Genomic DNA, 23,796 nt, shown 5'->3' on the forward strand with positions numbered 1-23,796 from the left:
CTGCGGGTGCCGCGGGTCGGCTCTCAGGCCTCGAACTTGTAGCCGAGGCCGCGGACGGTGACGAGCAGGCTCGGCGAGGACGGCTCCTCCTCGACCTTCGCCCGCAGACGCTTGATGTGCACGTCCAGCGTCTTCGTGTCGCCCACGTAGTCCTGGCCCCAGATGCGGTCGATGAGCTGACCGCGCGTCATGACGCGGCCGGCATTGCGCACCAGCATCTCCAGCAGCTCGAACTCCTTGAGCGGGAGCGACATCTCCTCGCCGCGGACGGATGCGACGTGCCGGTCGACGTCGATGCGGACACCGCCCGCCTCGATCACGGAGTCGGTGAGGTCCGTCTGCTCCGCGTTGCGTCGCATCACCGCACGCACGCGGGCGAGCAGCTCGCGCGACGAGTACGGCTTCGTGACGTAGTCATCGGCGCCCAGCTCCAGCCCCACGACCTTGTCGATCTCCGAATCCTTCGCGGTCAGCATGATGATCGGCACGGTCGACCGTGCGCGCAGCTGTCGGCAGACCTCCGTCCCGGATGCCCCCGGCAGCATGAGGTCGAGCAGGACGAGGTCCGCTCCCGCCCGGTCGAACTCGCTGATCGCCTGCAGCCCGTCGGCCGCGACGGTCACCTCGTACCCTTCCTTGCCCAGCAGGTACGACAGCGGGTCGGAGAACGATTCCTCGTCCTCGACTAGCAGAATGCGCGTCACGATGCTCCTCTTCCATGTGTGTACTCTCCATCCGCGGCGGAGTCGACGGCATGCTGCGCCGCGTCGTCCGCGCTGGAGTCGATCAGGATCCCCTGCCGCGCGGCTTCCGCGAGACCCGGGGTGATGTCCTCTGCGTGCGCCTGCGGGAGCAGGATCGTGAAGGTCGACCCCTGACCCAGTCTCGACCATACGCGCACCTCACCGCCATGGGTGGCGACGATGTGCTTGACGATGCTGAGTCCCAGCCCGGTCCCGCCGGTCATGCGCGAGCGGGCCGGATCGACTCGGTAGAAGCGCTCGAACACGCGCTCCGTGTCTTCGGTGCTGAGGCCGATCCCCTGATCCGTCACGGCGATCGCGACGCGCTCGTCCTCGAGCTTGGCGCCCACGCCCACCCGTGTTCCCTCATTGGAGTAGTGGATCGCGTTGTCGACCAGGTTCCGCACTGCGTTGACCAGCAGCTCGAAGCTGCCCTCGATGTACCAGTCGCCGCCGTGCAGCACGGACAGCTCGATGTTCTTGCCGTCGGCCACGGTGCGGGCGCGGTCCACCGCCTCTTCGACGACCCGGGCGACGGGGACGCGCTCCGGGCTCGCCGGCACTTCGTGGTCCTGCACGCGGGAGAGGTCGATGATCTCCTTGACGAGTTGCGTGAGCCGGATCGACTCCCGCTGCATCTTCGAGCCGAACCGGGCCACGGCCTCGGGATCGTCGGCGAATTCGGTGACGGCCTCCGCGAGGAGGGAGACCGCGCCGATCGGGGTCTTGAGCTCGTGGGAGACGTTCGCGATGAAGTCGCGGCGCACCGCGTCGACGCGACGGGCCTCGGTCTGATCATCGCAGAGCACGACGACGAACGCGGAGCCCAGCGCGGCCACGCGGGCATGGAGGAAGCGGGGCGTCGCGGACGACGCGATCGCGTGCTCGAAGTCGAGCTCCTCGATGAGCCCGCGCGCACGGACGCGCTCGACGACCTCGGCGAGGGTGTCGGCCACGAGCGAATGCCCGCGGACCAGCCCGAAGGTATAGGCGGCGGGCGAGGCCTTCACGACGTCGTCCCCCGCGTCCACGACGATCGCGGCGCTGGGCAGCACGGCGAGCACTTCCGCGATGCCGTCCGGGAGCTCGTTGTCCGAATGGAGGTCCGCGGCGCTGCGACTGTGCTCGGAGAAGCGGAAGGCCAGGATCCCGGCGATGCCGAGCCCCAGCCCCACGGTTCCCGTGAGCACGGCGACGATGAGCAGGTCCACGCTCCCAGCCTAGACCGATGGCGGGGGCGCGGGCGTCATGGGAGCGGCCAACGCCTAGAATGATGGCAAAGGTTCACCGACAGGCCAGGAGCGGTTCACGCAGCGGTGCGAGAGTATCCGATGGATCTGTGCCCGCCCCGGCGCGAACCCTGTGGAAAGGAAATCCCCCGAATGCGCGAAGTCTTCCAGAACGAACTCGATTCACTCGCCGACATGCTCGTCGAGATGACCGAGAAGGTCAGCGCCGCCATGGAGAAGTCCAAGGAGGCGCTGCGGACCAACGACCTCGAACTCGCAGAGGAGGTCATCGCCGGTGACGTGGAGATCGACCGCCTTCAGCTGCAGCTCGACAAGTCTGCAGCAGAGATCCTCGCACTCCAGGCCCCCGTCGCACACGACCTGCGCGTGGTCATCTCATCGCTGCGCATGAGCGCGTCGATCGAGCGGATGGGCGACCTCGCCCGCCACGTCGCCCAGCAGGTGCGCATCCGCTTCCCCGAATCGGCTGTGCCCGAGGGCTTCGAGCAGATCTTCAAGGACATGACGACGGCGGCGGTGCGCATCTCGCACGCGATCCGTGAACTCGTGTCCGAGCCGGGACTCGAGGCCGTCCCGACGATCGACGACCTCGACGAGTCGATCGACACCCTGCACCTCGCGGTGTTCACCAAGATCGCCGGCTCCAACCTGAACCCCTCGCAGGTCGCGGACGTCACGCTGCTGTCGCGCTACCTCGAGCGGTTCGGCGACCACGCGGTGTCGATCGCCCAGCGCATCGAGTACCTGCTCACGGGCGAGTGGAAGTCGGAGCTCATTCCCGGCGACCACGGCTGAGTCGCACACTCGCCACCAGCACGGCCGTCGCCGTGCGCACGAGGCCCCTTCCCGGATCGCTCCGGAGAGGGGCCTCGTGCATGCAGTCGGTGGTCAGCGGCCCTGGTTCGCCACCGCGCCGATCGCGGCCTCTGCGGCCTCGGGGTCCAGGTAGCGGCCCCTGCCGCCCACGGGAGTGAGCGTCTGCTCGTCCAGCTCGTAGTGCAGCGGAATGCCGGTGGGCACGTTGAGTCCGGTGATCGCGTCATCGGAGATGCCCTCGAGGTGCTTGATGAGCGCGCGCAGCGAGTTGCCGTGCGCGGCGATCAGCACGGTCTTCCGCAGCTGCAGGTCCGGAACGATCGAGTCGTACCAGTACGGCAGGAGCCGCACGATGACGTCGGCCAGGCATTCGGTGCGCGGCAGTGCCGCACCCAGGTTGCCGTAGCGGGCCTCGCCCACCTGCGACCACTCGGAGGAGTCGTCCAGCGGCGGGGGCGGGGTGTCGAAGGAGCGTCGCCACTCCATGAACTGCTCCTCGCCGTACTCGTCGCGGATCGCCTTCTTGTCCTTGCCCTGGAGCGCACCGTAGTGGCGCTCGTTGAGGCGCCAGGAGCGGACCGTGTCGACCCACGGGCGATCAGCCGTCTCCATCGCGATCTGCGCCGTGAGGATCGCGCGCTTGAGCAGCGACGTGTGGAGCACGTCGGGCAGGAGGTCGTGCTCACGCAGGAGGTCGCCCGCGCGCACCCCCTCCGCGCGGCCCTTCTCCGTGAGCGGCACATCGACCCACCCGGTGAAGAGGTTCTTCTGGTTCCATTCGCTCTCCCCGTGGCGGAGCAGCACAAGGTTGTACGTCATGCTCACATTCTGGCACGGCCCCGGCCCAGCGCCCGCAGCGCGTCTCACCGGGGGCCAGCGGACATGCACCGGCGGCACGCACCGGGGCCCCTCACCGCAGCGAGTACACCAGCTCCACGGTGCCGCTCGCGAACGACCGCTCGCGGAGCAGCGTGAGATCGATGCGGGAATCCGGCCAGAACGACAGCCCGCTCCCCAGCACGAGCGGCTGCACCCAGACGTGCACTGCGTCGACGAGACCCTCGCGCAGCGCATGCGCCGCGAGCGTGGGCCCCTCGATCGTCACGTCACCCGGCGCGGCCTCCACCAGCGCCCGGACCTCCTCCGGGTCGAACTCCCGGCGCAGCTGAGTCCTCTCCGTCCGCACCTCGTCGAGGGTCGTGGAGTAGACGACCTTCTGGGCGCGCTGCCAGATCATCGCGAATTCCGCCGACTCCGGCGACTGGGTGGTCGCGGAGGGGTCCGTCTCCCACACGTGCATGAGCTCATACATGCGTCTGCCGTAGAGATACGTTCCCACGCCGGCGGTCACCTCGTTGACGGCCGCCAGCACCTCCTCGTCGGGCTCTCCCCAGTCGAAGACCCCGTCATCGTCCCGCACGAATCCGTCCGCGGACATGATCATCGAATACACGAGTCGCCCCATTGCGACCTCCCCACTGCGGCCCCGCCGGACCGCTGTTCGCCGGGATCCGACGGTCGGATTCCGGTCCGCTCACGCGCCGGCAGTCGGTCACTTGTGACCAGCCATCGGCGGCCTCACCTGCACTCTCCGGCCTGCAGCCGTCAGCTGCCGGACGCGTCCTCCGGCCCCGGTCCCAGGTCCGTGAACGTGCCGATGAACTCGTTGTCCTCCCCGGACACCAGATGCTCGAACGCAGAGAGATTGCGCGTCGACTCCCCGCGCGCGATCCTCCACGCCCATTCGCGCTTCATGCTCGTGAGGAACCCGAGCACCAGCAGCTCGTTGAACGACTTGTCCGCGATCCCCAGGAACCGACCCAGGTACGAATCCAGCACGTCCTCCGCGCTGTCCGCGGCGAACGCCTCCGGAGGCAGGCTCGCGTTGAGGTAGACGTCGTCGTGGCCGTCGACGGAAAACGACAGTCCGCCCAGCCTCCCGTTCTGCTGGAGGAGCCATTGGAAGAAGCGCTCCCGGTTCTCATCCGGCTTCCGCACGATGAACGCCTGGAAGTCGACCGCATGCGCGCCCGCTCGGATCGACACGTTCGTCTTGAGCTTCTTCTCACCCGGCAGGATGACCACTGCCTGCTCAGCACTCACCGATTCGACCTCGACCTCGTTGTCGTCCGCCCAGCGACGGACCAGCTCGATGACGTCAGTCATGCGCTTCTCCCTTCGTCCTCGCCCACTGCACCGGACGGGGCAGCGAGCTCCATCAGCACGTCCAGCATGCCTGCTTCCGCTGTCTCCCAGCTGAGTTCCTCCCGCATCGCGACGGCACCGGCGGCCAGCCGCGTCCGTCCGAGCGGGTCCGCGAGCAGCGTCACGATCGCGTGCGCCCACGTGTACCGACTGCGGTCAGCGACGAGGACGCCCGACTCCCCGGGCCGCACGATGTGGGTCAGCCCGCCCACCTGTGAGGCGAGGACCGGGGTGCCGCTGGCGACGGCCTCGGCGGCGACGAACCCGAAGGATTCCGAGCGGGACGGGACCACGACGAGGTCCGCGGCCCGGTACCAGTCGGCGAGCACGCGCGCCGGGACCGGCTCGCGGAACTCGACCAGACTGCCCGCCGCCGAGGTCCTGGCCGCCTCCTGCATCCCGCTCTCGTCGGCCTCGCCCGAGGCGCCGCCCAGCATGACGACGCGGGTGCGGCCCGCGAGGACGGGCTCGGTCACGGCGATGTCGGACAGCGCGTCGAGGAGGATGTCCGTGCCCTTGACGTACTGCATGCGGCCCACGCAGAGGACGAGGAGATCCGCGGATTCCATCCCGATCGCGCGCCGCGCCACCTGGACGGGGCCGGGGCGGAAGGTGTCGGTGTCGACTCCGGGCGCGACGATCCTGATGCGGGCCGGGGGTGCGTGCAGGAGTGCGGCCATGTCGTGCGCCTCGGACGCGGTGTTGGCCAGCAGGACGTCCGCCGTCGCGGCGATACGGTCCTCCGCCGCGAGCCGGGCGGCAGGTTCCCGCGCCTCCCCCAGATCGCGGTCCTTCACCGCCGCGATCGTGTGGAACGACATCGCCAGCGCCGGCCTCGTCGGGGTGGGGTCCGTGGCGTGGCTCGTGGTGGGGTTCGTGGTGGGGTCCGTGACGGAATCCGCTGTGGCAGCCGCAGCGATCTCGCGCAGCTCGCACGCGACGAGGCCCGACACCCAGTAGTGCGCCCACACGACATCGGCCTGCCGGAGCAGCGTGCTCAGGTCCGGGTCGTCTGCGATCCGGCGGGCGATCTGCGCGGCCTCGGCGCCCATCTCGTCCTTAGACGTCGCCTGCACCGCGACGGTGTGGAGGCGCACTCCCTCACCGAGGTCGACCGCGGCGGGGGCATCGGCGATCCCGGGGTCCGCTGTGAGGATGTCCACGGCGTGCCCTGCTCGGACCAGGTGGGCAGCGGTGTGGGCCACGTAGACGTTCAGCCCACCGGCATCCCCGGTGCCCGGCTGCGCCGCCGGTGAGGTGTGGAGGGAGAGGACGACGATACGCACGGGCGAAGTCTATCCGGCGGCGCGGCGCGGCGAGACGGCCGCGTCCCCCGCCGCACGCTGCGCTCGGACGACGCGCCTGGCGAAGCGATGGGCACGGGAGCGGCGCAGGCGATGGCTGGGCGAGCCGGCGGACGCCGCGACGCTCGTCTCCTCCAGCACCCGGGTGAGTCGGTGCTGGTAGCGGGGCAGGGCCTCGGCGACGGACAGGGTGTGGGTGTCGACGAGGGTGCAGAGGAACTCATCGGCGGTGAGCAGCGAGTAGCCCCGCTGCTCGGTGGGGATCGGGGCGAAGGCGTGGACGTCATCCGTGACGAGCAGGTCTGCTCCCCAGGCCAGCGCTGCGGCGTCCAGGTGGGCGTCGTCCGGGTCCAGCACGTGGGAGCGAGGTGGTTGGTGGAGTGATGGGTGGGCGGGCTGGCCCGTCGGCTGATGCAGGGGCGGAGCGGCGGGGGCGTCGTCGATGCGCGTGAGCGAGTCCGTGCGCAGACGCGCCGCTCGATCCGCCTGTGCGCGGGTGAACTGCGGGTCGATGCGGCGCAGCGCGTGCCGCAGTTCATGCAGGACGCCGCGGGAGACGCCCAGGTGCGGGCGGAGGCCGTCCGGGATCCCATCCGTGAGGGCGAGAGTCCAGAGCCACAGCGGCTCCGGTGCCAGCACGCTCGTGTCGATGAGTACGCGCCAGGGGTCGGCTGACGGCTGCTGGGCTGGCGCCTCGGGCATGGTCCGCGGTGTGGTCTCGGGTCCGGCTCCGGGCGTCATGTCGGGCAGCTGCTTGTCTGGCATGGGGTCAGCCGTTGAAGAAGTCGGTGAGGATCTGGCGGATGCGGGTGCGGCCGCGCCACAGGATCGATCCGGGCGGGAGGACCTCGAGCTGGGCACGCGGGAAGGCCGCAGCGTACTCACGGGCGACCTCCACGGGGTGGGACGCATCGTCCTCATGGGTGAGGACCAGGACGTCACCGGCGAAGTCGCCTGCGGCCTCGGGCTGGTCCACGGCGATCTTCGCGGCGAGGCCCACACCGTCGGACATGTCGGTCTCGACCAGCGCGTCGACCTTCTGGCGGGCCCAGGCGCGGGCGGGTTCCAGGGTCTGGACCTCGGCGGGCTCGCGGGAGAGGAAGTAGTCGACGAGGCCGTCGCGGTCACCGTCGGCGAGCAGCCTGCGGATACGGGTCAGGCTGTCGTCGATCGCGTCGCTGAGTGTCGGCGAGAACCCTGCCCAGGAGGCGGGGAGGACGAATGCGACCTTCGTGAGCGCTGCGGTGTGGGTGTCGCCGGAGGTGAGGAGGCGGGCGAGGCCTCCCGCGCTCATGGAGACGCCGAGTGCGCGGGTCGCACCCGTGGTGGCGAGCGCGGTGGACAGCTGGGAGGCGATCGTGCCGTAGTCCCACCCTGTGCCCGGCGATGGTCGACCGCCGTGTCCGCCCAGGTGGACGAGCGCGCGGGTGCCGTCGATTCCTGCGGCGAAGGGGCGGGTGTCGCGGATCTGGCCGGAGAAGCCGTGGGCGAAGAGCGTGACGGGGTCGCCGGAGCCGAACGTCGAGATCCAGTCGGTGTCCGCACCCGGGCGGTTGCGGTCGGAGACGGGGCGATTGTGGCCAGTAGCGCGAATGCGTGCGGGACCGTCGCCCGCGGTGCCCGACGAGGAGGGATCCGTCATGGTCCACAGTCTAGAGAGCCGCTGCGGGGCGACCCGCCACCCACCAGCTTTCATCAGACCGCACAACTTCTTTCCTGTGCGGTCTGATGAAAGCTGGTAGGTATGGGAGACCCGGACTCGACGCCGAGGTGGACGGGCTGAAGGAGATCAGGCTGGTTCGCGCGTAGGGACCGATCGGCCCCATGTCATGGCCGGTTCTGTGGCATGGGCAGGCTGGCGGCATGGGCGGTCCCACGGCATGGGCGTCCCGGCGGGTCGTTCAGCGCTTGTTGCGGCGACGCGGGTCCACGCTGCGCAGCGCGGGGCGCACGTCCACCCAGTACACCGCGACGGCGATGAGCGCGATGATCGTCACGAACATGGGCATCGCGCTCAGCGGAGGAACCGCGAGGAAGCCCACGAGCGCGGACGCGCCCAGGATCAGGCACCAGAACTTCTTCGTCCGCTTGTCAGCGGCCCGGTACATCTCATCCGAGTACAGCAGGGACGAGACGAGACCCACCACCGTGAACACGAAGATCGCCACGATGATGACGAGGAAGACGGTGCTCTGAATGGATGCGAGGGCCTGCATGCACTCCAGCGTAACGGGTGCGCCTGAACAGCTCCCTCAGGAGAGCACCGTCCGTTTCCACCAGCCGCACGTGGACTCTTGACCGACCCGGCCCACCAACCGACCCGGTCCACCAACCGACCTGGTCCACTAACCGACCTGCCCACCGACCGATCCGGTCTCCCGGCCGCACTCGGTCCACCAGCCGACCTGTTCTACCAGCCGAACCCGGTTGCACGCACGACCGCACAGACGACCATCCCGATGAGGACGCACACGAGCATCGGCACACGCAGCACACCCGCCACCATGCCCGCAGACACCCCCAGGACACGACCGGCATCGGCAGGCTCCTGACCATCGAAGAAGCCGCCGGTCACAGCCACCGCGAGCACCAGCACGACGACCGCGCGATCCATCCAGAGCCGACCGCCCGAGGCCTCGGTCGATTCCCCGCCCGCACGCGCACGTGCGCCCAGACGCACGCCCAGCAAACGCAGGAAGTACGTGCCGCCCGCCAGACCGGCGAGCGCGAGGAGGAAGGGGACGGTGTCCATCTCAGACCCCCTCTCCATCGACAGGTCTCCTGCGCATATGCAGGTATCCCGCTGCCGGCAGCAGCGCCACCAGTGCCGCGACGGATGCCATGCCCAGCGGCGCGACCGGCGTGAGGGCGAGCGCCAGCACCGCTCCGCCCACCGCAGTGATGCCGAGGAGCCTGTCCCTCAGATCGTTGACGACCAGGCAGAACAGCAGGATCGGCAGTGCGGTGTCCAGGCCCAGGGAGTTCGCGTCGACCACGGAGCCCAGCAGCTGGCCCAGAGTGGCACCGCCCACCCAGGCGATGAAGAGCATGACCGCGGAGATCGAGAACCGCGACCACTTCTCGCGATCTGTGCGTCCCGCGCGGCCGAATGCCGTCGCCTCGTCGTTCGCCAGATGCGCGGCGAGGTACGTCCTCCAGCCCGGCGGCGCGTACTGGCCGATGCTCAGCCCGAAGGCGAAGTTGCGGGCATTCACCAGGAGGCCGCCCATCACGGCGAAGATCGGGAGCCCACCTGCCGCGATGACGCCTACGAAGGTGAGCTCCGCTGCTCCACCGGTGGCCACCGCTGCGAGCAGCACCGTCTGCCAGAGGGGGAACCCCGCGGCGTGGGCGATCGCACCGTAGGAGATGGACACGAGCAGGATCATGACGTTCATGAGCACGGCGTCGCGCCAGACCGTCCCGGGAACTCCTCTCAGTGCGCGCATGCGCCCATCGTGCCCAGTGACGGAGCGTTCCGTCAACAGAACAGTCGGACTTTATAGAGAACGACCGCTATGCTGAAACCATGGACGGAGGAACGGAGACATCGCGGGGGGACACCCCCATGGATCGGCTCGCCGGCGGGTTGAAGCGCGAGCGGGAACGGCAGGGCCTCAGCCTGTCCGAGACCGCCAAGCGCGCCGGCATCGGCAAGTCGACGCTGTCGCAGCTGGAGAGCGGCGGAGGCAACCCCAGCGTCGAGACCCTCTGGGCCATCGCGACAGCACTGGGAGTCCAGATCTCACGCCTGCTCGAGACGGACCGCCCTCCGCTGTCCGTGATCCGCCGCGGCGAGGCGATGCCGCTGCCCTCCACCGATGCCGACTACTCCGCCGCCCTGCTGTCCGCCTGCCCTCCGCACGCGCGCCGCGACGTCTTCCTCGTGCAGCTCGAGCCGGGCTCTGCCCGCGTCGCCCAGCCCCATCCCGTCGGCACGATCGAGCACCTCGTCGTCTCGGCGGGCAGTCTCCGCCTCACCATCGACGGGGAATCGATCGACCTCGACCCGGGCGACTATGCTCGCCACGCCGGGGACTCCGTCCACGCGTACGAGGCGCTGACCCCCGACACGATGGCGGTCTGCATCGTCGAAGCGTCCTGACACCGATCGTCTGAGACAGCGGACCCGCCGGCTTCTCCGTCAGTCCTTCTGCGGGCGCGGATCGTCGGTGTCGTCGCGGTCCTCGGCGGTCGCTTCGCCGCGGCCGGCCCCGCCGGAGTCGCCGTCGCGATCAGCGCTGTCGGAATCACCGACCGCCTCGGCCTCTCCCCGACCCCGCCGGGAAGGGTCGGCGACGACGGGCAGGACTGCGACCTCGGGCGCGGGGTCGTCCGTGTCCGGGGTCTGCCCCGGCCTGCGGCGGTTCCCGGCGAGGCGCGCCTGATGGGCCTCGTGCCCCTCCGCCGCGTCGAGTGCGGGACCGTCGGCACCCATCGCACCGGACGTGTCCGCGATCGCCGTCGCCGCAGCCGTGCCCGCCGCACCCTTGGGCTTCGCATCGTCCTCGACGACGCGGAGGGTGCCGGTCTCCGGTTCGACCTCGAGGGTCGGCAGCGTCTCGTTGGCCTCCGCCGCAGAGGCACCGGCCGCCTGGAGCAGGTCGACCACCAGCGGCCGCAGCAGGAGCAGCATCGTGGTCTGCTCGATGTCCTCGTGCATGGCGACGGTCGGACGCAGGGTGCCGGCCACCTCCCCGAACGCGCGTTCGGCCTCGGCCCGGTCCTTCCCCTCCAGCAGCGCTGCGCGCAGCGTCCACGACGCGTCGGCCATCTGCTCGATCGCGTTTGACAGGACCGGATCCGATGGCCCGTTCTCTGACACGGAGACGGCTCTGCGGAGGACCACGCGGATCATGCGCATCGACCGGTCCGCGAACTCGCACGCGCGGGCCAGGCGGGACACCTCGGCGACGTAGCGGCGGGAGCGGGCGTTGATGCGCGCCGCCTCCTCGGAGATGCGCAGGGCTGCCCGCCACGAGTCGACGTACTGCTGGGAGTCCCGCGCTCGCGACAGGGCACGGCGGGCGGCATCCGGATCAGACCTGCGCAGGGCGTCCGCGGCCTCCCGCAGGAGGATTGTGATCTCCTCGAGCAGGTTCGCCGCCTGGTTGCGGGGACGCTTGCGTGCATCGGACGGGGTGATGAACGCCAGGAGCACCGCGGTCGAGGCCCCCACGAGGGCGTCCGTCGTCCGGGAGAACGTGCCGGGAGACAGGTCCGCTGGAACGGTGACGATGTAGATCGACTGGACACCCAGCTGGGTGACGAAGATGGCACCGGAATTCATAAACATGCCCAGGCACACCGCGGTGAACAGCATGACGGTCAGCTGCCAGAGGCCACTTCCGAAGATATGGACGAACAGGTCGCCGAACAGCACGCCCAGGACCGCGCCGCAGCCGATCTCCATCGACCGGCGCAGCCGCCGATCCATCATCGGACCGATCCCCACGACCGCCGCGACCGCCGCGAAGAACGGGGCGCTGTGGCCCAGGACGTAGACGCAGAATCCGTACGCGAACGTCGCGGCGACCGTCAGCTGGAGCACCTGGCTGATGTTCAGGCGCAGGCGGCGCGTGCCCATGCGCACACGGTTGCGCAGGACCAGCCCCCCTGTGGCGGTCCATCTGCGCATACGCCCTTTCGCACCCACGCGGCCACTCTATCCAGGTCGCCTGCGTCCGGCACGCGGTCACGCCTGTTCCGGAGCACCCCTTCAGCCGGTGCTGAGCGGACACCAGGACACCTCGTCGCGGTGCATGACCGACGGCGGGGGGTGTGACATGCTTTCGGCACCGGGGAGGAGAGGGGAAACACACCACCGTGACGACTATGACGACCAACCTGACCAGGGACGAAGCCGAAGCCCGCAGCGCGCTGCTCACCGTCGAGCACTACGCCGTCGACCTCGACCTCTCCGGCGCCGCTGACCCCCGGGTCGCGACGTTCGGCAGCCGCACGACCGTGGACATGACCGCCCGCGCGGACGGCTCCACGTTCATCGACCTCATCGCCCCGTCCGTGCGGGCGGTGTCGATCAACGGGACGGCGCTCGACCCCGCCGAGGCCTTCGACGGCTCCCGCATCCGCTTCCCCGTCCAGCAGGGGGCGAACCGGCTGATCGTCCTGGCCGATGCCGCCTACTCCCGGTCCGGCGAGGGGATGCACCGGTTCGTCGACCCCGCCGACGGGCTCACCTACCTCTACACCCAGTACGAGCCCACGGACGCCCGCCGCGTCGCCGCCGTCTTCGACCAGCCCGACCTCAAGGCCGCGTACACCTTCCAGGTGCTGGCGCCCGCCGCGTGGACGGTGCTCAGCAACACCGCCGCGGACACAGTGACAGACCTGTCCGCCGAGGCCGCGGGCACCCGCCCGGACCACGGCGCGGTCCGCATGCACCGGTTCGCCCGCACCCTGCCGATGTCCTCCTACCTCACGTGCGTGTGCGCTGGACCCTATGCGGCGGCGACCCGCGAGCACCGCGTCGCTCGGACGGGTGAGGTCATTCCGCTGGGCGTCCACGTCCGGAAGTCGCTCGCCCCGTATGTCGATGCGGAGGACATCCTGCGCGTCACGGGGCAGGGCCTGGACTTCTTCCACAGCATCTTCCGCACCGCGTACCCGTGGGGGAAGTACGACCAGATCTTCGTGCCGGAGTACAACCTCGGCGCGATGGAGAACCCCGGCCTCGTGACGTTCACGGACCACTACATCCACCGCGATCGCGCCACCCGCGCAGATCGCGAGGCCCGCGCGAACACGATCCTCCACGAGATGGCGCACATGTGGTTCGGCGACCTCGTCACGATGACGTGGTGGGACGATCTGTGGCTCAAGGAATCGTTCGCGGACTACATGGGCGGCCACGCGCTGGCCTCTGCCACGGAGTACTCCGACGGCTGGGTGAGCTTCGCACTCCGTCGCAAGGACTGGGCCTACCGCCAGGACCAGCACCCCACGTCGCATCCGATCGTCGCGGACATCCCGGACGTCGAGGCCGCGAAGCTGAACTTCGACGGCATCACGTACGCGAAGGGGGCGTCCGTCCTCAAGGCACTCGTCGAGTACGTCGGCGAGGAGGCGTTCCTCTCCGGTTCGAACGCGTACTTCGACGCGCACGCCTACGGCAACGCGCGCCTGGAGGACTTCCTGAGCGCACTCGATGAGGCTGCGCCGGACCGCGATGTCCGCGCGTGGGCGGCTGCCTGGCTGCAGACCCGCGGCACGTCCGAGCTCCGCCTGGAGATCGCGGACCAGGAGGGGACGATCACCTCCGCGCGGCTTATCCAGCGCGACGGCTTCGCCCCCGAGGGTGAGCCGGGCGTCCTGCGCCCGCACCGTCTCACCCTCGCAGCGTTCGAGGAGGGCACGGGAGGCGACGACGGCCTCGGCGGCGGTCTTCGCCTCACGCAGACGTGGGATGTCGAGGTGACCGGTGCGTCGACCGACCTGCCCCAGCTCGTCGGGCGTGCACGGCCGGCGCTGCTCCTGCTCAATCACGGCGACCAGGACTACGCGAAGGTACGTCTGGACGAGGTCTCCGAGCAGACGGCGATGAGCCGCACGGCAGACCTCGAGCCCCTGGACCGGGCGATCGTCATCTCCGCGTTCGCGAACGCAGTGCGCGACGGCGTCATGCCCGTCCCCACGTACCTCCAGGCGGCCACGGGCCTGCTCATGACGGAGGAGCACCCCGGGATCCTGTCCTCCGTCATGACGACGCTCAGCACCGCGCTCGATCTGTGGCTGCCCGTCGCAGAACGCGTCGATGCGGTCGCGGCAGTGCTCGATGCCGCACTCGCGGCGATGCAGGCGGAGCCCGCGGGATCGGACCGGCAGCTGAGCCTCGCGCGGTTCGCCATGGGGATGTGCGCGCGGACAGCGGGCGCTCGCGGATCGGATCGCACGGTGGCCGCGGGGCGCGGATTCGCGTCGCTCGTGCTGCAGACCCAGCCCGGCGAAGCGCTCCCGGATGTCGCCCCCGGCCTGGTCGTCGACCACGCGCTGCGCTGGATGGCGCTGCGGGCGCTTGTGGTGCTGGGCTGGGCGGACGTCGAGGACATCGACGCGGAGGCGCAGCTGGACCGCACGGGGTCCGGCGCGGTGAACGCCGCGATGGTCCGCGCTGCCCGTCCCCTGGCGGTCGCCCGCCGGCGGGCCTGGGACGAGGCCACGCGGGACATTTCGCTGAGCAACGACATGCTGTCGGCTCGGATCGGCGGGCTCAATGCGCCGGTGCCGCACCCCATGATGGAGGACTGCGTCGACGACTACTTCTCACTGCTCGAGGAGTTCTGGTCGACGCGTCCCATCGAGATCTCCCGCCGCCTGGTCGTCGGGCTCTACCCCGACTGGTCCTCACGGCCGCGGCGCGTCGCATCGCGTACCGAGGACTGGCTGCGGCAGCACCCCGACGCCCCCGCGGCACAGCGCCGCCTGCTCATCGAAGCCCTGGACGACCTGCAGCGCGCGATGCGGCTGCGCGGTGAGACCGTGCGCGACTGACGGTCGGCGGGCGGTGACTGACGGCGCGTCCGCGCGGGCGAGTGCAACGAGAACGGATGAAGCTCCGACCCCCTGAGGGGCCGGAGCTTCATCGAGCGGTGAGTGGGTCAGTGGTCTCTGTCAGAGGGCTCTGACTGAGGTCGCTGTCAGAGGACGCGGCGGGACTCGACGTACTGGCCGCCGCTGTCCCAGGACTTCCAGTCGACGACCTCGACGGACTTCGATGCGTTGGGCGCATGGATCATCTTGCCGTCGCCCACGTACACGCCGACATGGTGCGCGCGTCCCGATCCGCCCGAGGCGAAGAAGAGCAGATCGCCCTTCTCAAGATCCGACTGCTTCACGGCCTTGCCCTGCTTCTGCTGGTCGCCGGCATCGCGTGCGATGTCGATGCCGTGCGCGCGGAACACCGTGTAGGTGAAGCCCGAGCAGTCGAAGCCGTAGGGGCTCACGCCGCCCCACAGGTAGCGCAGGCCCTCGAACTGCTCTGCCGTCTCCACGATGTCGGAGCGCGAGGGCTCCGGAACGGTGAAGTCGTGCTCCGGATCATCGATGCGGACGTCGTCGTAGTCGATCCAGGCGGCGCCGCCACCGGGCAGCGCCACTCGGACGTCGTCCACGTCCTGCGAGAGGAGCGGCAGTTCGACGTTGATCGTCGCCTCCGGCGTCTCATCGCCCGGCAGATCGGCGTACTGGACGCCTTCGAGGTCTGCGGTGCGGGCGGTGACGACGGCGGTCGGCTGGTCCTCGCGGAACTCGACGAACCGGTCGTTCTCCACGATCTGCTTCTTCGGCACCCAGCCCGGGTACCCGCGGTCCTCCTTGGGGCTCGACTGGTCCGCGACAGCGACCTTCGCCCACTTCCCCTGCACCTCGAGCACAGTCAGCTCTGCACCATAGGGCGCCTGAGTCTGCACGAGGCCGGTGAGTCCGCGTCGGGTCTCCGTCGACGACAGCGCCTCGTTCCAGGCGTCGAGGTCGACGGGCGCCTGCGTCGCGGGGGAATCGACAGAGCGGGGAGAGTCGGGCGAGGTCCAGACGGTCGCGGACGTCACATTGACGAACGCCGTGTCGCCCTTCGCGATCTTCCCGCTGGATTCGGCACGCAGGGCAACGCCGTCATCGGCGCCGCCGGACATGTCCGGGCCGGGACTCGCAAGGGCGGGCTGTGCGATGAGCGCGGTCACGCACAGCCCGAGGACGGGCAGAAGTGCTTTCGCTTTCACAGAATTCTCTTTTCGGTCAGCACCGACCAGACAGCGGTCGGTCATGGTGCATGGGGGAAGACACCGTTTCACCTCCGAGGGTAGCGGCTGGACACCCGCTGAGTAAACCGTCCAGCGACCTCAGGACCGCTCGAGGCCGAACTCCGCTGCGAGCGCCTCCACCGTCCGCACGCGGGCGGGGACCCTGTCGATCGGGTCGTCCGGGCCCGCTCCCGCGATCGGCTGGATCATGATCTCGTCCACCCCGAACTCATCGGCGATCCCGCGCAGCCGATCCGCGACCTCGGTGGCCGTTCCCACGGCCCAGGAGTCCCACATCGATTCGCCGATCCGTCGGTGCCCGTCCGTCATGACGGACTCCACATCGTCTCCGACGAGGCGCTGCGCCTGGAGCTCAGGGCCGATCCGCAGCTGTCCCATCTGATAGACGAACGGCTGCACGAGGTCCCACGCCTCCTGGGTCGTCGCGCCGACGGCCGCGTTCACCGTCATGAAGGTGCGCGGCTCCTGGCCGTGCTCCGTCGGCGTGAACGAGTCGCGGTAGAGCTCCATCGCAGCGGAGGCGCCCCGGCCGGCGAAGTGGTTGGCGAAGACGTACGGCAGGCCGAGCGCCGCAGCGAGCTGTGCCGAATAGCCGCTCGAGCCCAGCAGCCACACCTGCGCCGCCTCATCGACGCGAGGAGTGGCGTGCATGAGGTGCTGCCGGCCTCCGGGCACGGGGAATGCTGCGCCGGCCGGCGACAGGAGGGCGAGGATGTCGACGATGTGCTGCGGGAACTGCTCGACCGGATCGATCTGCTTCCCGTCCCGGTCGACGAACCGCCCCTCCCCCAGGTGCCCGCGCATCGCGGCGGACGTGTACGGGTCCGTGCCGGGCGCGCGGCCGATGCCCAGATCGACGCGGTCTCCGTACACAGCGCTGAGCAGGGAGAACTGCTCTGCAACGGCGAGCGGCGCGTGGTTGGGCAGCATCACTCCGCCGGATCCCAGTCGGATGCGCGAGGTGTTCTGCCCGAGGTGCATGAGCTCCGTCGCCGGGGTGGTCGAGGCTACTGCGGGCATATTGTGGTGCTCCGCGACCCAGTAGCGGGTGAAGCCCAGCCGGTCCGCGACCTCGACCAGCTCCTTCGATGCCACGAGGGCCTGGCCGGTCGTCTGGCCCTGTCTGACGGGGATGAGGTCGAGGAGCGAAAGGGCAGGCGTAGTCGTCATGTCCGTGGCAACACCGAGGTGCGCGGGGTTCTTCCCACGCGGCTCGAGTGTCCGGTATCGCCCGCTGGAACAGCCCGCACGCGCTCCGTCCGCTGCTATAGCCTGTGCGCTTGATGCACGCGCGAGTCGTGCACGCACACAGTCGATGGAGGACATGCACCATGCGGGACGAGCACGCGACGACGCCGACCGATCCTGTGGCGGAACGACGGACGGAGCGCAACGCCCGGATCGCCGTGACCATCTTCCCGCTGCTCGTCATTGCAGGCGGACTGATCGGCTTCTTCGGCTCCGACTCGATCAGCCCACTGGGGCCGACGATCCCGTGGGGCCTCGGCGTCATCATGTTCTTCATGGGCGTCACGCTCACGCTGCCTGACTTCACCCGCATCGCGAAGCGCCCCTGGGTCGTCCTGCTGGGCACCGGCAGCCAGTTCATCGTCATGCCGCTGGCCGGCTGGGCCATCGCGCAGGTGCTCGGACTGCCGCCCGCCCTGGCGATCGGCGTCATCCTGGTCGGCTGCGCTCCGGGCGGGACCGCGTCGAACGTCGTCACCTACCTCGCGAAGGGCGACGTCGCACTGTCCGTCTCCATCACGACCGTGTCGACGCTGCTCGCGCCCCTCCTCACACCGGTCCTCACGCTGTGGCTCGCGGGCTCGTACATGGACGTGTCCGCGAGCTCGATGATGGTCTCGATCGTCCAGACCGTGCTGCTGCCGGTGATCGGCGGCGTCATCGTGCGGGCGCTCTTCTCCCGCCTCATCGATGTCCTGGGACCGATCCTGCCGTGGCTGTCCACGGTCGCGATCGCCTACGTCGTGGCGGTCGTCGTCGCAGGGTCGGCGGGGTCCCTCCTGCAGGCCGGCGCACTGGTGCTCCTGGCGGTCGTGCTGCACAACGTCGTCGGACTGGCGCTGGGTTACCTCGCAGCACGGGCCGCGGGCCTGGACGGGGCCGCCCGACGTGCACTGTCGTTCGAGGTCGGTCTGCAGAACTCCGGGCTCGCATCGTCACTGGCGGCGACCCACTTCCCGACCGAACCCACCGCGGCGCTGCCCGGCGCGGTGTTCTCCGTGTGGCACAACGTGTCCGGTGCAATCCTCGCGGCGTTCTTCGCCCGTCGTCCGCTGAAGGGCTGAGGGGCTGCGCCAGACTCAGCGCATGACACAGCGATAGACACCAACTTTCATCAGACCGCACAGGAAAGAAGTCGTGCGGCCTGATGAAAGCTGGTGCATACGGCTGCAGCTGGTGCGAAGGCACTGACCTCAGCCCAGTGCGTTCGCGAAGCCCTCCTCGAGCACGTCGAACGCCTCGTTCAGCAGCTCATCGCTGATGGACAGCGGCGGGAGGAAGCGCAGAACGTTCCCGAACGTGCCGGTCACCAGCACGAGCACCGCATTCGCAGCAGCATGGTCAGCGATCGCCTTCGCCAGTCCCGGGTTGGGATCGATCGAGTCGCGCTGCACCAGCTCGATGGCCTGCATCGCGCCCCGACCGCGCACATCGCCGATCTCCGGGTGCTTCGCCTGCAGCGCCTCCACGCGGCGCACCAGGATCTCGCCGATCTCGACGGCCCGCTCGACCAGACCGTCCTGCTCATAGGACTCGATGGCACCCAGCGCTGCGGCGACCGCGGCGGGGTTGCCGCCGTACGTGCCGCCCAGACCACCGCCGCCCACCGCGTCCATGATTTCCGCGCGACCGGTCACCGCGGCGAGCGGCAACCCGCCCGCGATGCCCTTCGCCGTCGTGACGATGTCCGGCACGATGCCCTCGTGCTCCGACGCGAACATCCTCCCCGTCCGCGCGAAGCCCGCCTGTACCTCATCCGCGACGAAGACGATGCCGTTCTCACGCGCGTACTCGACGAGCGCGGGCAGGAAGCCCTCCGCCGGCACGATGAAGCCGCCCTCGCCCTGGATCGGCTCGATGACGATCGCAGCGACGTCGTCCGCCCCGACCTGCTTGTCGATCATGCTGATCACGCGCTGCGCCGCGTCCTCGCCGGACACCTTCGTGCCCGCTGCCGCGTCATCGCGGTACGGGTACGACATGGGCGCGCGGTAGACCTCGCCCGCGAACGGGCCGAAGCCCTTCTTGTACGGCGCGACCTTCGAGGTCATCGCCATCGTGAGGTTGGTGCGGCCGTGGTAGGCGTGATCGAACACGACGACGGCGTTGCGCTTCGTGTGGACGCGCGCGATCTTCACCGCGTTCTCCACCGCTTCCGCGCCGGAATTCAGCAGCACGGTCCGCTTCTCGTGGTCACCGGGGGTCAGACGATTGAGTGCCTCTGCGACCTCGACGTACGACTCGTACGGGTTCACCATGAAGCACGTGTGGGTGAAGGCGTCGAGCTGCTCCTTCGCGCGCGCCACCACCCGCTCGTTCGAGTTGCCGACGGTCGTCACCGCGATGCCGGAGCCCAGATCGATGATCTGGTTGCCGTCCGCGTCCTTGAGGATGCCGCCGCCGGCTGCGACGACGTAGGCGGGCATGCCCGAGGCCACACCGGGGGCGACCGCCTTCTTGCGGCGCTCCTCGATCTCCTGCGACCTGGGCCCGGGGATGGCTGTGACGATCCTGCGTTCCTGCGGCAGCGAGGGGCCGCCCTTCTCCAGCTGTGTCATAGGACGAACCTATCCCCCGCCGAGGCCCCTGTCACCACTTCCCGGCCGCCGGCTCCCGCCGCCCACGGCTGACCGGCAGGACCCCACCTGCCGCTGGTCCGAGACGCCGTTGGGCAGAGACGGTGCCGGTCTGAGACGACGTCTGTCAGAAACCGTGCCGGTCAGAGACGACGTTGGTCGACGACGGGGTTCCGCTGGACGCGCGGTCCCGACGGCTCCCTCTTCGACACGACGATCTGGTCCTGCGCGGCGACGACCAGTTCCTCCGGTCCCGTGGGCTCGGACTGGCCCTCAGTGCCAGCCGTCCCCTCAGCTTCCCCCGCCGGCTGCCCTTCGGCACCCTTCACCACGACGTGCAGCTGGGCCTCCGGGTCCACGCTGCGCTTGATGACGGCCAGGGCGACGGGTCCCAGCTCCCAGTGGAGCGCCGATGTCGTCACTGAGCCCACGGACCGCATCTGGCCGCGGACCTCGGCCCGGACCTCGGCGCCGGATTCCGGCACGATGTGGCCCGACCCGTCGAGGTGGAGGAACACGATCCGGCGGGGCGGCTGGCCCAGGTTGTGCACCCGGGCGACGGCCTCCTGCCCGCGGTAGCAGCCCTTCGCGAGGTGGACCGCGGTCCGCAGCACGTCGAGCTCTCCCACGAGCGCGCGGTGGTCGACCTCCGGTGCGGCAGGGCGCCAGGCCTCCACCCGCAGCGCGTCCCACGCGTCGCGGCCGGCGACTGCCAGGCCGTCGTGCTGCCACTCGCGCAGCACGGCGCGGTCGACGACGGCGATGCGGAAGTCGATGTCAGCACCGGGGTGATCCTCGGAGGCGACCCGCGCACCCAGGTCGACCGCGGCGTAGGAGGTGGACCCCGCCCCGATCGCCGGCCAGGGGTCGTTCCACACGATCGCAGTGGCGAGGTCCTCCGGCGGTGCGCCGATGAAGCCCACGGCCTGATAGGAGTCGGTCACATCGATGATCTCGACGCGCATCATGAACCGCATGCGGTCGAGGAAGTCGATCGCCTCGTCGGTGCGGACGTCGGAGAGCGCCCAAAGGACCTCGCCGTCGTCGATCAGCCGCAGCCACCCCTCGATGTGCCCGGTGGGCGAGAGCACGAGGGTCTCCGTCGAGACGTGCGGCGCGAGCGCATCGACCTTCTGCGTCGTCAGCGTGTTGAGGAAGGTCAGGCGGTCCGCCCCCTCGAAGCGGAAGACGCGCGTCGCGGACAGGTCCGCCAGCGCAGTCCCATCCGCCAGCTGCCGCTGCTCGCGCAGGGGCATCCCGAAGTGCGCGACCTCGCCCGCGTGCTCCTCCATGCCGAAGACGGCGGAGGACCGCGGGAATATCAGAGAATTCTTGGGTGTGGTCATTGTGCGGCTCCTTCGTCGTGGCGGCGAGGTCCGCCCGTTCATCCGATGATGTCGCGGAGGGCGTCCTCGAGCCCTGACACTTCATCCCTCATGTCATCGACCAGCTGGTTCAGCAGGTCTCCCCCTGAGTCCAATGCCCCGAGCACCGGTCCGTATTCCGACGCGTCGTCGCACGCCCCGCGCACCGCGGTGCGGAAGTCGTCGATCGGCTGGGAGACGGAGTCCATGACGCCGGTCAGATCGATCGCGTCGAGGGTGTCCGCACCGGCGCACAGCGAGTCGAGCGCGTCCGCGCCCTGCGTCGCGATGTCGCCGATCGAGCTGAACGAATCTCCCCATCCCACCGACGCGGGGTTCCGCAGCGAGCCCGTCTCCAGGTCGACGACTGTGGCGACGTCGATGAGCGTGGGCGCGGCCTCCTCGACCAGCGTGTCCGCGACGGTGAGCGCTTCATCTGCGGCCGCGAGATCATCGCGCAGACCCGGGATCCAGCCCAGCTGGGGCATCGGGAAGGCGGCGAACTCCTCCTGCGCGTCATCCAGGGCGGTCCGCACGGCGGCGAGTTCCGCCTCGGCGGTGGTGGGATCGGTGAGGAGTGTCTCGAAGAGCGTCTCGGAGCTGTCCGTGGCCGCATCCAGGGCGGTCGACAGGCGGTCGACCCGATTCATCACGGTGACCGCGCACGCTGCGGCGACCAGTCCCAGCGTGAGGACGATGATCCCCGCCGACACGACCAGGCCGGGCCAGCGGCGACGGCGGTCGGCCGGACGAGGGGCGGTGCCCGCGGGAGAGCCGGACCCGGCAGACCCCAGCACGGCGGTCGGCTCGTTCACCAGAGCCCGTTCACGGGAGCACCTGCGCGTCAGCCCAGGACTGAAGGAGTGGTGCGCTGCAGGTCAGCAGAGACGTGGGAGGCGGGCTCATAGCCGTTGGCGGCCATCTCCCACACCCACATGAGGCGGCCCTCGACCAGTCCGTACATGCGGCTGGAGGCCCGGTAGTCGAGGGCGTTCGGGGTCTTCACCCCACCGTCGGAGACGAGGTCGACGCGCGGTCCCGCGATCCGTCCCGCGTAGTGCTCCATGAGCCCGTGGGGATAGGCGAGCGCCACTTCGATGTCGAAGTCGTTGCGCTCCGTGCGGAGCTCTTCGACCGCAGCGGCACTGGTGTACGGCGTGTCAGCGGTGGGCGGCATGAGGCCGGGTCCGGTGTCGTGGTCACCGCGGGGACGGGCCAGCTGCCAGATACCGGTCTCCACGCCCAGCAGAGCGCCGGGGGTCGCATCAGCGTCGTCGAACCACGTGCGGCAGGTGTAGAGCAGGTACGGCTGATCGCCCTCGATCGAGAATTCGGCGCGCTGGAACACGCGCCGTTCATCCGCATCGGTGTAGACGACCGCACCGTGGCCCTCCCACGTGCCGATCAGCCACGCGAGCGGAACGAGCTCAGGCTGCAGATCGACCGGGATCTCGACGGGCATCGGTCAGCGCTTCACCTTGAACAGGCTGGTCACGACCTTCACGCCCACAGCCAGGGCACCCAGGCCGACGATCGCGACGAGAGCTTCAAAGAACAGGACAAGTCCGGTAAATTCCTCCATGCGCGGCAGTCTATCCCAGCACCGGGACACGCTCACATCGGGAGTGCGCGCCCCTGACGATCCGCGACGATCCGGGTGCTCCTTCTCAGACCGGGCCGGCGACGCGGGTCAGGACGTAGACGACCACGCCGCCCAGGGCGATGGGCGCCGCACCCAGAGAGGCGTGCACCGCGAAGAGCCTCGCCTTGTCCCGACGGCGCGCCTCGGTCAGCGCAGCGGCCTGGTACTTCGATTCGGCGATGAGGCCCAGGAGCCGGTCCACGGCCGCGGCGAGGACGCCCATGACCGCACCCAGACCGCCGGCCAGCACGAGCACGGCCGACTCCCCGCCGACGGCGACGGCCGCGATCAGACCGCCCACGGTTCCGGCGACGATGGCGAGCGGCGAGGTGTAGCGGGCCGGCCAGGGAAGCGCGGTGGCGGCGAGCGCGAGGACGACCGCGACGAGGCCGGACAGGATCGTCGTGTGGTCGTTCGTGAGTCGGAACGCCGCCACCCACGTGGCCGCGGACAGGATGATGGCGAGTCCGGCGACCTGGGCCGACACGTTCACGGTCGCGTGGGACGCGCCGAGCCCGCGCGTCAGGTTCTGCACGAACGCCCACAGGAGTCCCATCCCGACCAGGATGGGCAGCCATTCGAGGAAGGGGCCCTCCTCCGCGAGCACGGTCGCCACGACGCCTGCTCCGCCGAAGACCGCGAGCATGATCGAGGTCGCCCGCGGCTGCGGCGAGTCCGTCAGCCGGGGCCAGCCGTAGGCGAAGACCAGCATGACGAGCAGCGCCCCCGGGGCGAAGGCCATCGACGGCTTCAGCAGGTATTCGCCCACGAAGGTCGAGGCGCCGAGCACCAGGGTCAGGCACACGGCGATCGCGACTCGCATCCATCTCAACACCCCTCCATCCTGCAACACCCAGCGCTCAACGTCG

The 23,796-nt window shown here is 69.7% G+C and carries 23 protein-coding genes; 4 read left to right on the top strand and 19 right to left on the bottom strand.

What is annotated here, in order from left to right; translation table 11 throughout:
• Nucleotides 1-23 precede the first annotated feature (23 nt).
• Together FM105_RS12855 and FM105_RS12860 are read right to left on the bottom strand one after the other, a co-directional pair.
• Nucleotides 24-704: a response regulator transcription factor gene (locus FM105_RS12855; protein WP_087008870.1), complete on the bottom strand. Its 681-nt coding sequence runs from the start codon at nucleotides 702-704 to the stop codon at nucleotides 24-26.
• Nucleotides 701-1,954, bottom strand: a complete 1,254-nt coding sequence (locus FM105_RS12860) for a sensor histidine kinase (protein WP_256970398.1) — start codon at nucleotides 1,952-1,954, stop codon at nucleotides 701-703. Before FM105_RS12860 ends, FM105_RS12855 begins: the two co-directional genes overlap by 4 nt.
• Before the next feature lie 171 nt (nucleotides 1,955-2,125).
• On the opposite strand from FM105_RS12860, the gene phoU reads away from it, so the two are divergent.
• Nucleotides 2,126-2,788, top strand: coding sequence for a phosphate signaling complex protein PhoU (gene phoU / locus FM105_RS12865; RefSeq protein WP_087008873.1), 663 nt, complete (start codon nucleotides 2,126-2,128; stop codon nucleotides 2,786-2,788).
• A 93-nt stretch (nucleotides 2,789-2,881) separates the two neighbouring features.
• Here phoU and FM105_RS12870 read toward each other — a convergent pair whose 3' ends face one another.
• From FM105_RS12870 to FM105_RS12910, 9 genes are all read right to left on the bottom strand, one after another.
• Nucleotides 2,882-3,628 (bottom strand): phosphoglyceromutase, encoded by a 747-nt coding sequence (locus FM105_RS12870; protein ID WP_087008874.1) that lies wholly within the window; start codon nucleotides 3,626-3,628, stop codon nucleotides 2,882-2,884.
• Nucleotides 3,629-3,719: 91 nt separating this feature from the next.
• The gene (locus tag FM105_RS12875) at nucleotides 3,720-4,274 is read right to left on the bottom strand and encodes a dihydrofolate reductase family protein (RefSeq protein WP_087008877.1); all 555 of its coding nucleotides are present in this window, start codon (nucleotides 4,272-4,274) and stop codon (nucleotides 3,720-3,722) included.
• A 140-nt stretch (nucleotides 4,275-4,414) separates the two neighbouring features.
• A complete protein-coding gene (locus tag FM105_RS12880; RefSeq protein ID WP_087008879.1) occupies nucleotides 4,415-4,975 on the bottom strand; it encodes a YbjN domain-containing protein in 561 nt (186 codons plus the stop codon).
• Entirely contained in the window at nucleotides 4,972-6,300 is a 1,329-nt protein-coding gene (locus FM105_RS12885) for a glycosyltransferase (protein ID WP_087008881.1), read from the bottom strand. Before FM105_RS12885 ends, FM105_RS12880 begins: the two co-directional genes overlap by 4 nt.
• Nucleotides 6,301-6,309: 9 nt before the next feature.
• Nucleotides 6,310-7,083 (bottom strand): PIN domain-containing protein, encoded by a 774-nt coding sequence (locus tag FM105_RS12890; RefSeq protein WP_087008883.1) that lies wholly within the window; start codon nucleotides 7,081-7,083, stop codon nucleotides 6,310-6,312.
• A 4-nt stretch (nucleotides 7,084-7,087) separates the two neighbouring features.
• The gene (locus FM105_RS12895; protein WP_256970399.1) at nucleotides 7,088-7,960 is read right to left on the bottom strand and encodes an alpha/beta fold hydrolase; all 873 of its coding nucleotides are present in this window, start codon (nucleotides 7,958-7,960) and stop codon (nucleotides 7,088-7,090) included.
• Nucleotides 7,961-8,219: 259 nt separating this feature from the next.
• Nucleotides 8,220-8,534, bottom strand: coding sequence for a DUF2516 family protein (locus tag FM105_RS12900; protein ID WP_087008884.1), 315 nt, complete (start codon nucleotides 8,532-8,534; stop codon nucleotides 8,220-8,222).
• A gap of 194 nt (nucleotides 8,535-8,728) precedes the next feature.
• Nucleotides 8,729-9,070, bottom strand: a complete 342-nt coding sequence (locus tag FM105_RS12905; RefSeq protein ID WP_087008886.1) for an AzlD domain-containing protein — start codon at nucleotides 9,068-9,070, stop codon at nucleotides 8,729-8,731.
• 1 nt (nucleotide 9,071) lies between these two features.
• Nucleotides 9,072-9,767, bottom strand: a complete 696-nt coding sequence (locus FM105_RS12910; RefSeq protein WP_087008888.1) for an AzlC family ABC transporter permease — start codon at nucleotides 9,765-9,767, stop codon at nucleotides 9,072-9,074.
• Between the two features lie 80 nt (nucleotides 9,768-9,847).
• Here FM105_RS12910 and FM105_RS12915 point away from each other — a divergent pair, with 80 nt between their 5' ends.
• Nucleotides 9,848-10,423: a helix-turn-helix domain-containing protein gene (locus FM105_RS12915; protein ID WP_087008890.1), complete on the top strand. Its 576-nt coding sequence runs from the start codon at nucleotides 9,848-9,850 to the stop codon at nucleotides 10,421-10,423.
• Between the two features lie 39 nt (nucleotides 10,424-10,462).
• Here the strand turns inward: FM105_RS12915 and FM105_RS12920 are convergent, their stop codons facing one another.
• On the bottom strand, nucleotides 10,463-11,956 hold the full coding sequence (locus FM105_RS12920) for an FUSC family protein (RefSeq protein WP_256970400.1): 1,494 nt from the start codon (nucleotides 11,954-11,956) through the stop codon (nucleotides 10,463-10,465).
• A gap of 197 nt (nucleotides 11,957-12,153) precedes the next feature.
• Here FM105_RS12920 and pepN point away from each other — a divergent pair, with 197 nt between their 5' ends.
• Nucleotides 12,154-14,829, top strand: coding sequence for an aminopeptidase N (gene pepN, locus FM105_RS12925; protein ID WP_087008892.1), 2,676 nt, complete (start codon nucleotides 12,154-12,156; stop codon nucleotides 14,827-14,829).
• A gap of 146 nt (nucleotides 14,830-14,975) precedes the next feature.
• On the opposite strand, the gene FM105_RS12930 is transcribed toward pepN, so the two are convergent.
• Both FM105_RS12930 and FM105_RS12935 read right to left on the bottom strand, forming a co-directional pair.
• Nucleotides 14,976-16,055: a C40 family peptidase gene (locus FM105_RS12930; RefSeq protein WP_087008894.1), complete on the bottom strand. Its 1,080-nt coding sequence runs from the start codon at nucleotides 16,053-16,055 to the stop codon at nucleotides 14,976-14,978.
• Between the two features lie 120 nt (nucleotides 16,056-16,175).
• Nucleotides 16,176-17,267 carry an LLM class flavin-dependent oxidoreductase gene (locus tag FM105_RS12935; RefSeq protein WP_087008897.1) on the bottom strand — a complete coding sequence of 364 codons (1,092 nt, stop codon included), beginning with the start codon at nucleotides 17,265-17,267 and terminating at the stop codon, nucleotides 16,176-16,178.
• Between the two features lie 161 nt (nucleotides 17,268-17,428).
• Between FM105_RS12935 and FM105_RS12940 the strand changes: the two genes are divergently transcribed.
• Nucleotides 17,429-18,409 carry a bile acid:sodium symporter family protein gene (locus tag FM105_RS12940; protein ID WP_087008898.1) on the top strand — a complete coding sequence of 327 codons (981 nt, stop codon included), beginning with the start codon at nucleotides 17,429-17,431 and terminating at the stop codon, nucleotides 18,407-18,409.
• Nucleotides 18,410-18,538: 129 nt separating this feature from the next.
• Here FM105_RS12940 and gabT read toward each other — a convergent pair whose 3' ends face one another.
• The 5 genes from gabT to FM105_RS12965 form a co-directional block, all read right to left on the bottom strand.
• Nucleotides 18,539-19,903, bottom strand: coding sequence for a 4-aminobutyrate--2-oxoglutarate transaminase (gabT, locus tag FM105_RS12945; protein ID WP_087008900.1), 1,365 nt, complete (start codon nucleotides 19,901-19,903; stop codon nucleotides 18,539-18,541).
• A 161-nt stretch (nucleotides 19,904-20,064) separates the two neighbouring features.
• Entirely contained in the window at nucleotides 20,065-21,267 is a 1,203-nt protein-coding gene (gene ygfZ / locus FM105_RS12950) for a CAF17-like 4Fe-4S cluster assembly/insertion protein YgfZ (protein ID WP_087008902.1), read from the bottom strand.
• Nucleotides 21,268-21,305: 38 nt separating this feature from the next.
• Nucleotides 21,306-22,100 (bottom strand): hypothetical protein, encoded by a 795-nt coding sequence (locus FM105_RS12955; protein WP_087008904.1) that lies wholly within the window; start codon nucleotides 22,098-22,100, stop codon nucleotides 21,306-21,308.
• A 29-nt stretch (nucleotides 22,101-22,129) separates the two neighbouring features.
• Nucleotides 22,130-22,747 (bottom strand): FABP family protein, encoded by a 618-nt coding sequence (locus FM105_RS12960; protein WP_087008906.1) that lies wholly within the window; start codon nucleotides 22,745-22,747, stop codon nucleotides 22,130-22,132.
• A gap of 205 nt (nucleotides 22,748-22,952) precedes the next feature.
• Nucleotides 22,953-23,750 (bottom strand): ammonia permease, encoded by a 798-nt coding sequence (locus FM105_RS12965; RefSeq protein WP_087008908.1) that lies wholly within the window; start codon nucleotides 23,748-23,750, stop codon nucleotides 22,953-22,955.
• Between the last annotated feature and the right edge of the window lie 46 nt (nucleotides 23,751-23,796).

Origin of the sequence: Brevibacterium yomogidense, assembly GCF_900163715.1 — a bacterium.
In the GTDB taxonomy this organism is placed as follows: domain Bacteria; phylum Actinomycetota; class Actinomycetes; order Actinomycetales; family Brevibacteriaceae; genus Brevibacterium; species Brevibacterium yomogidense_A.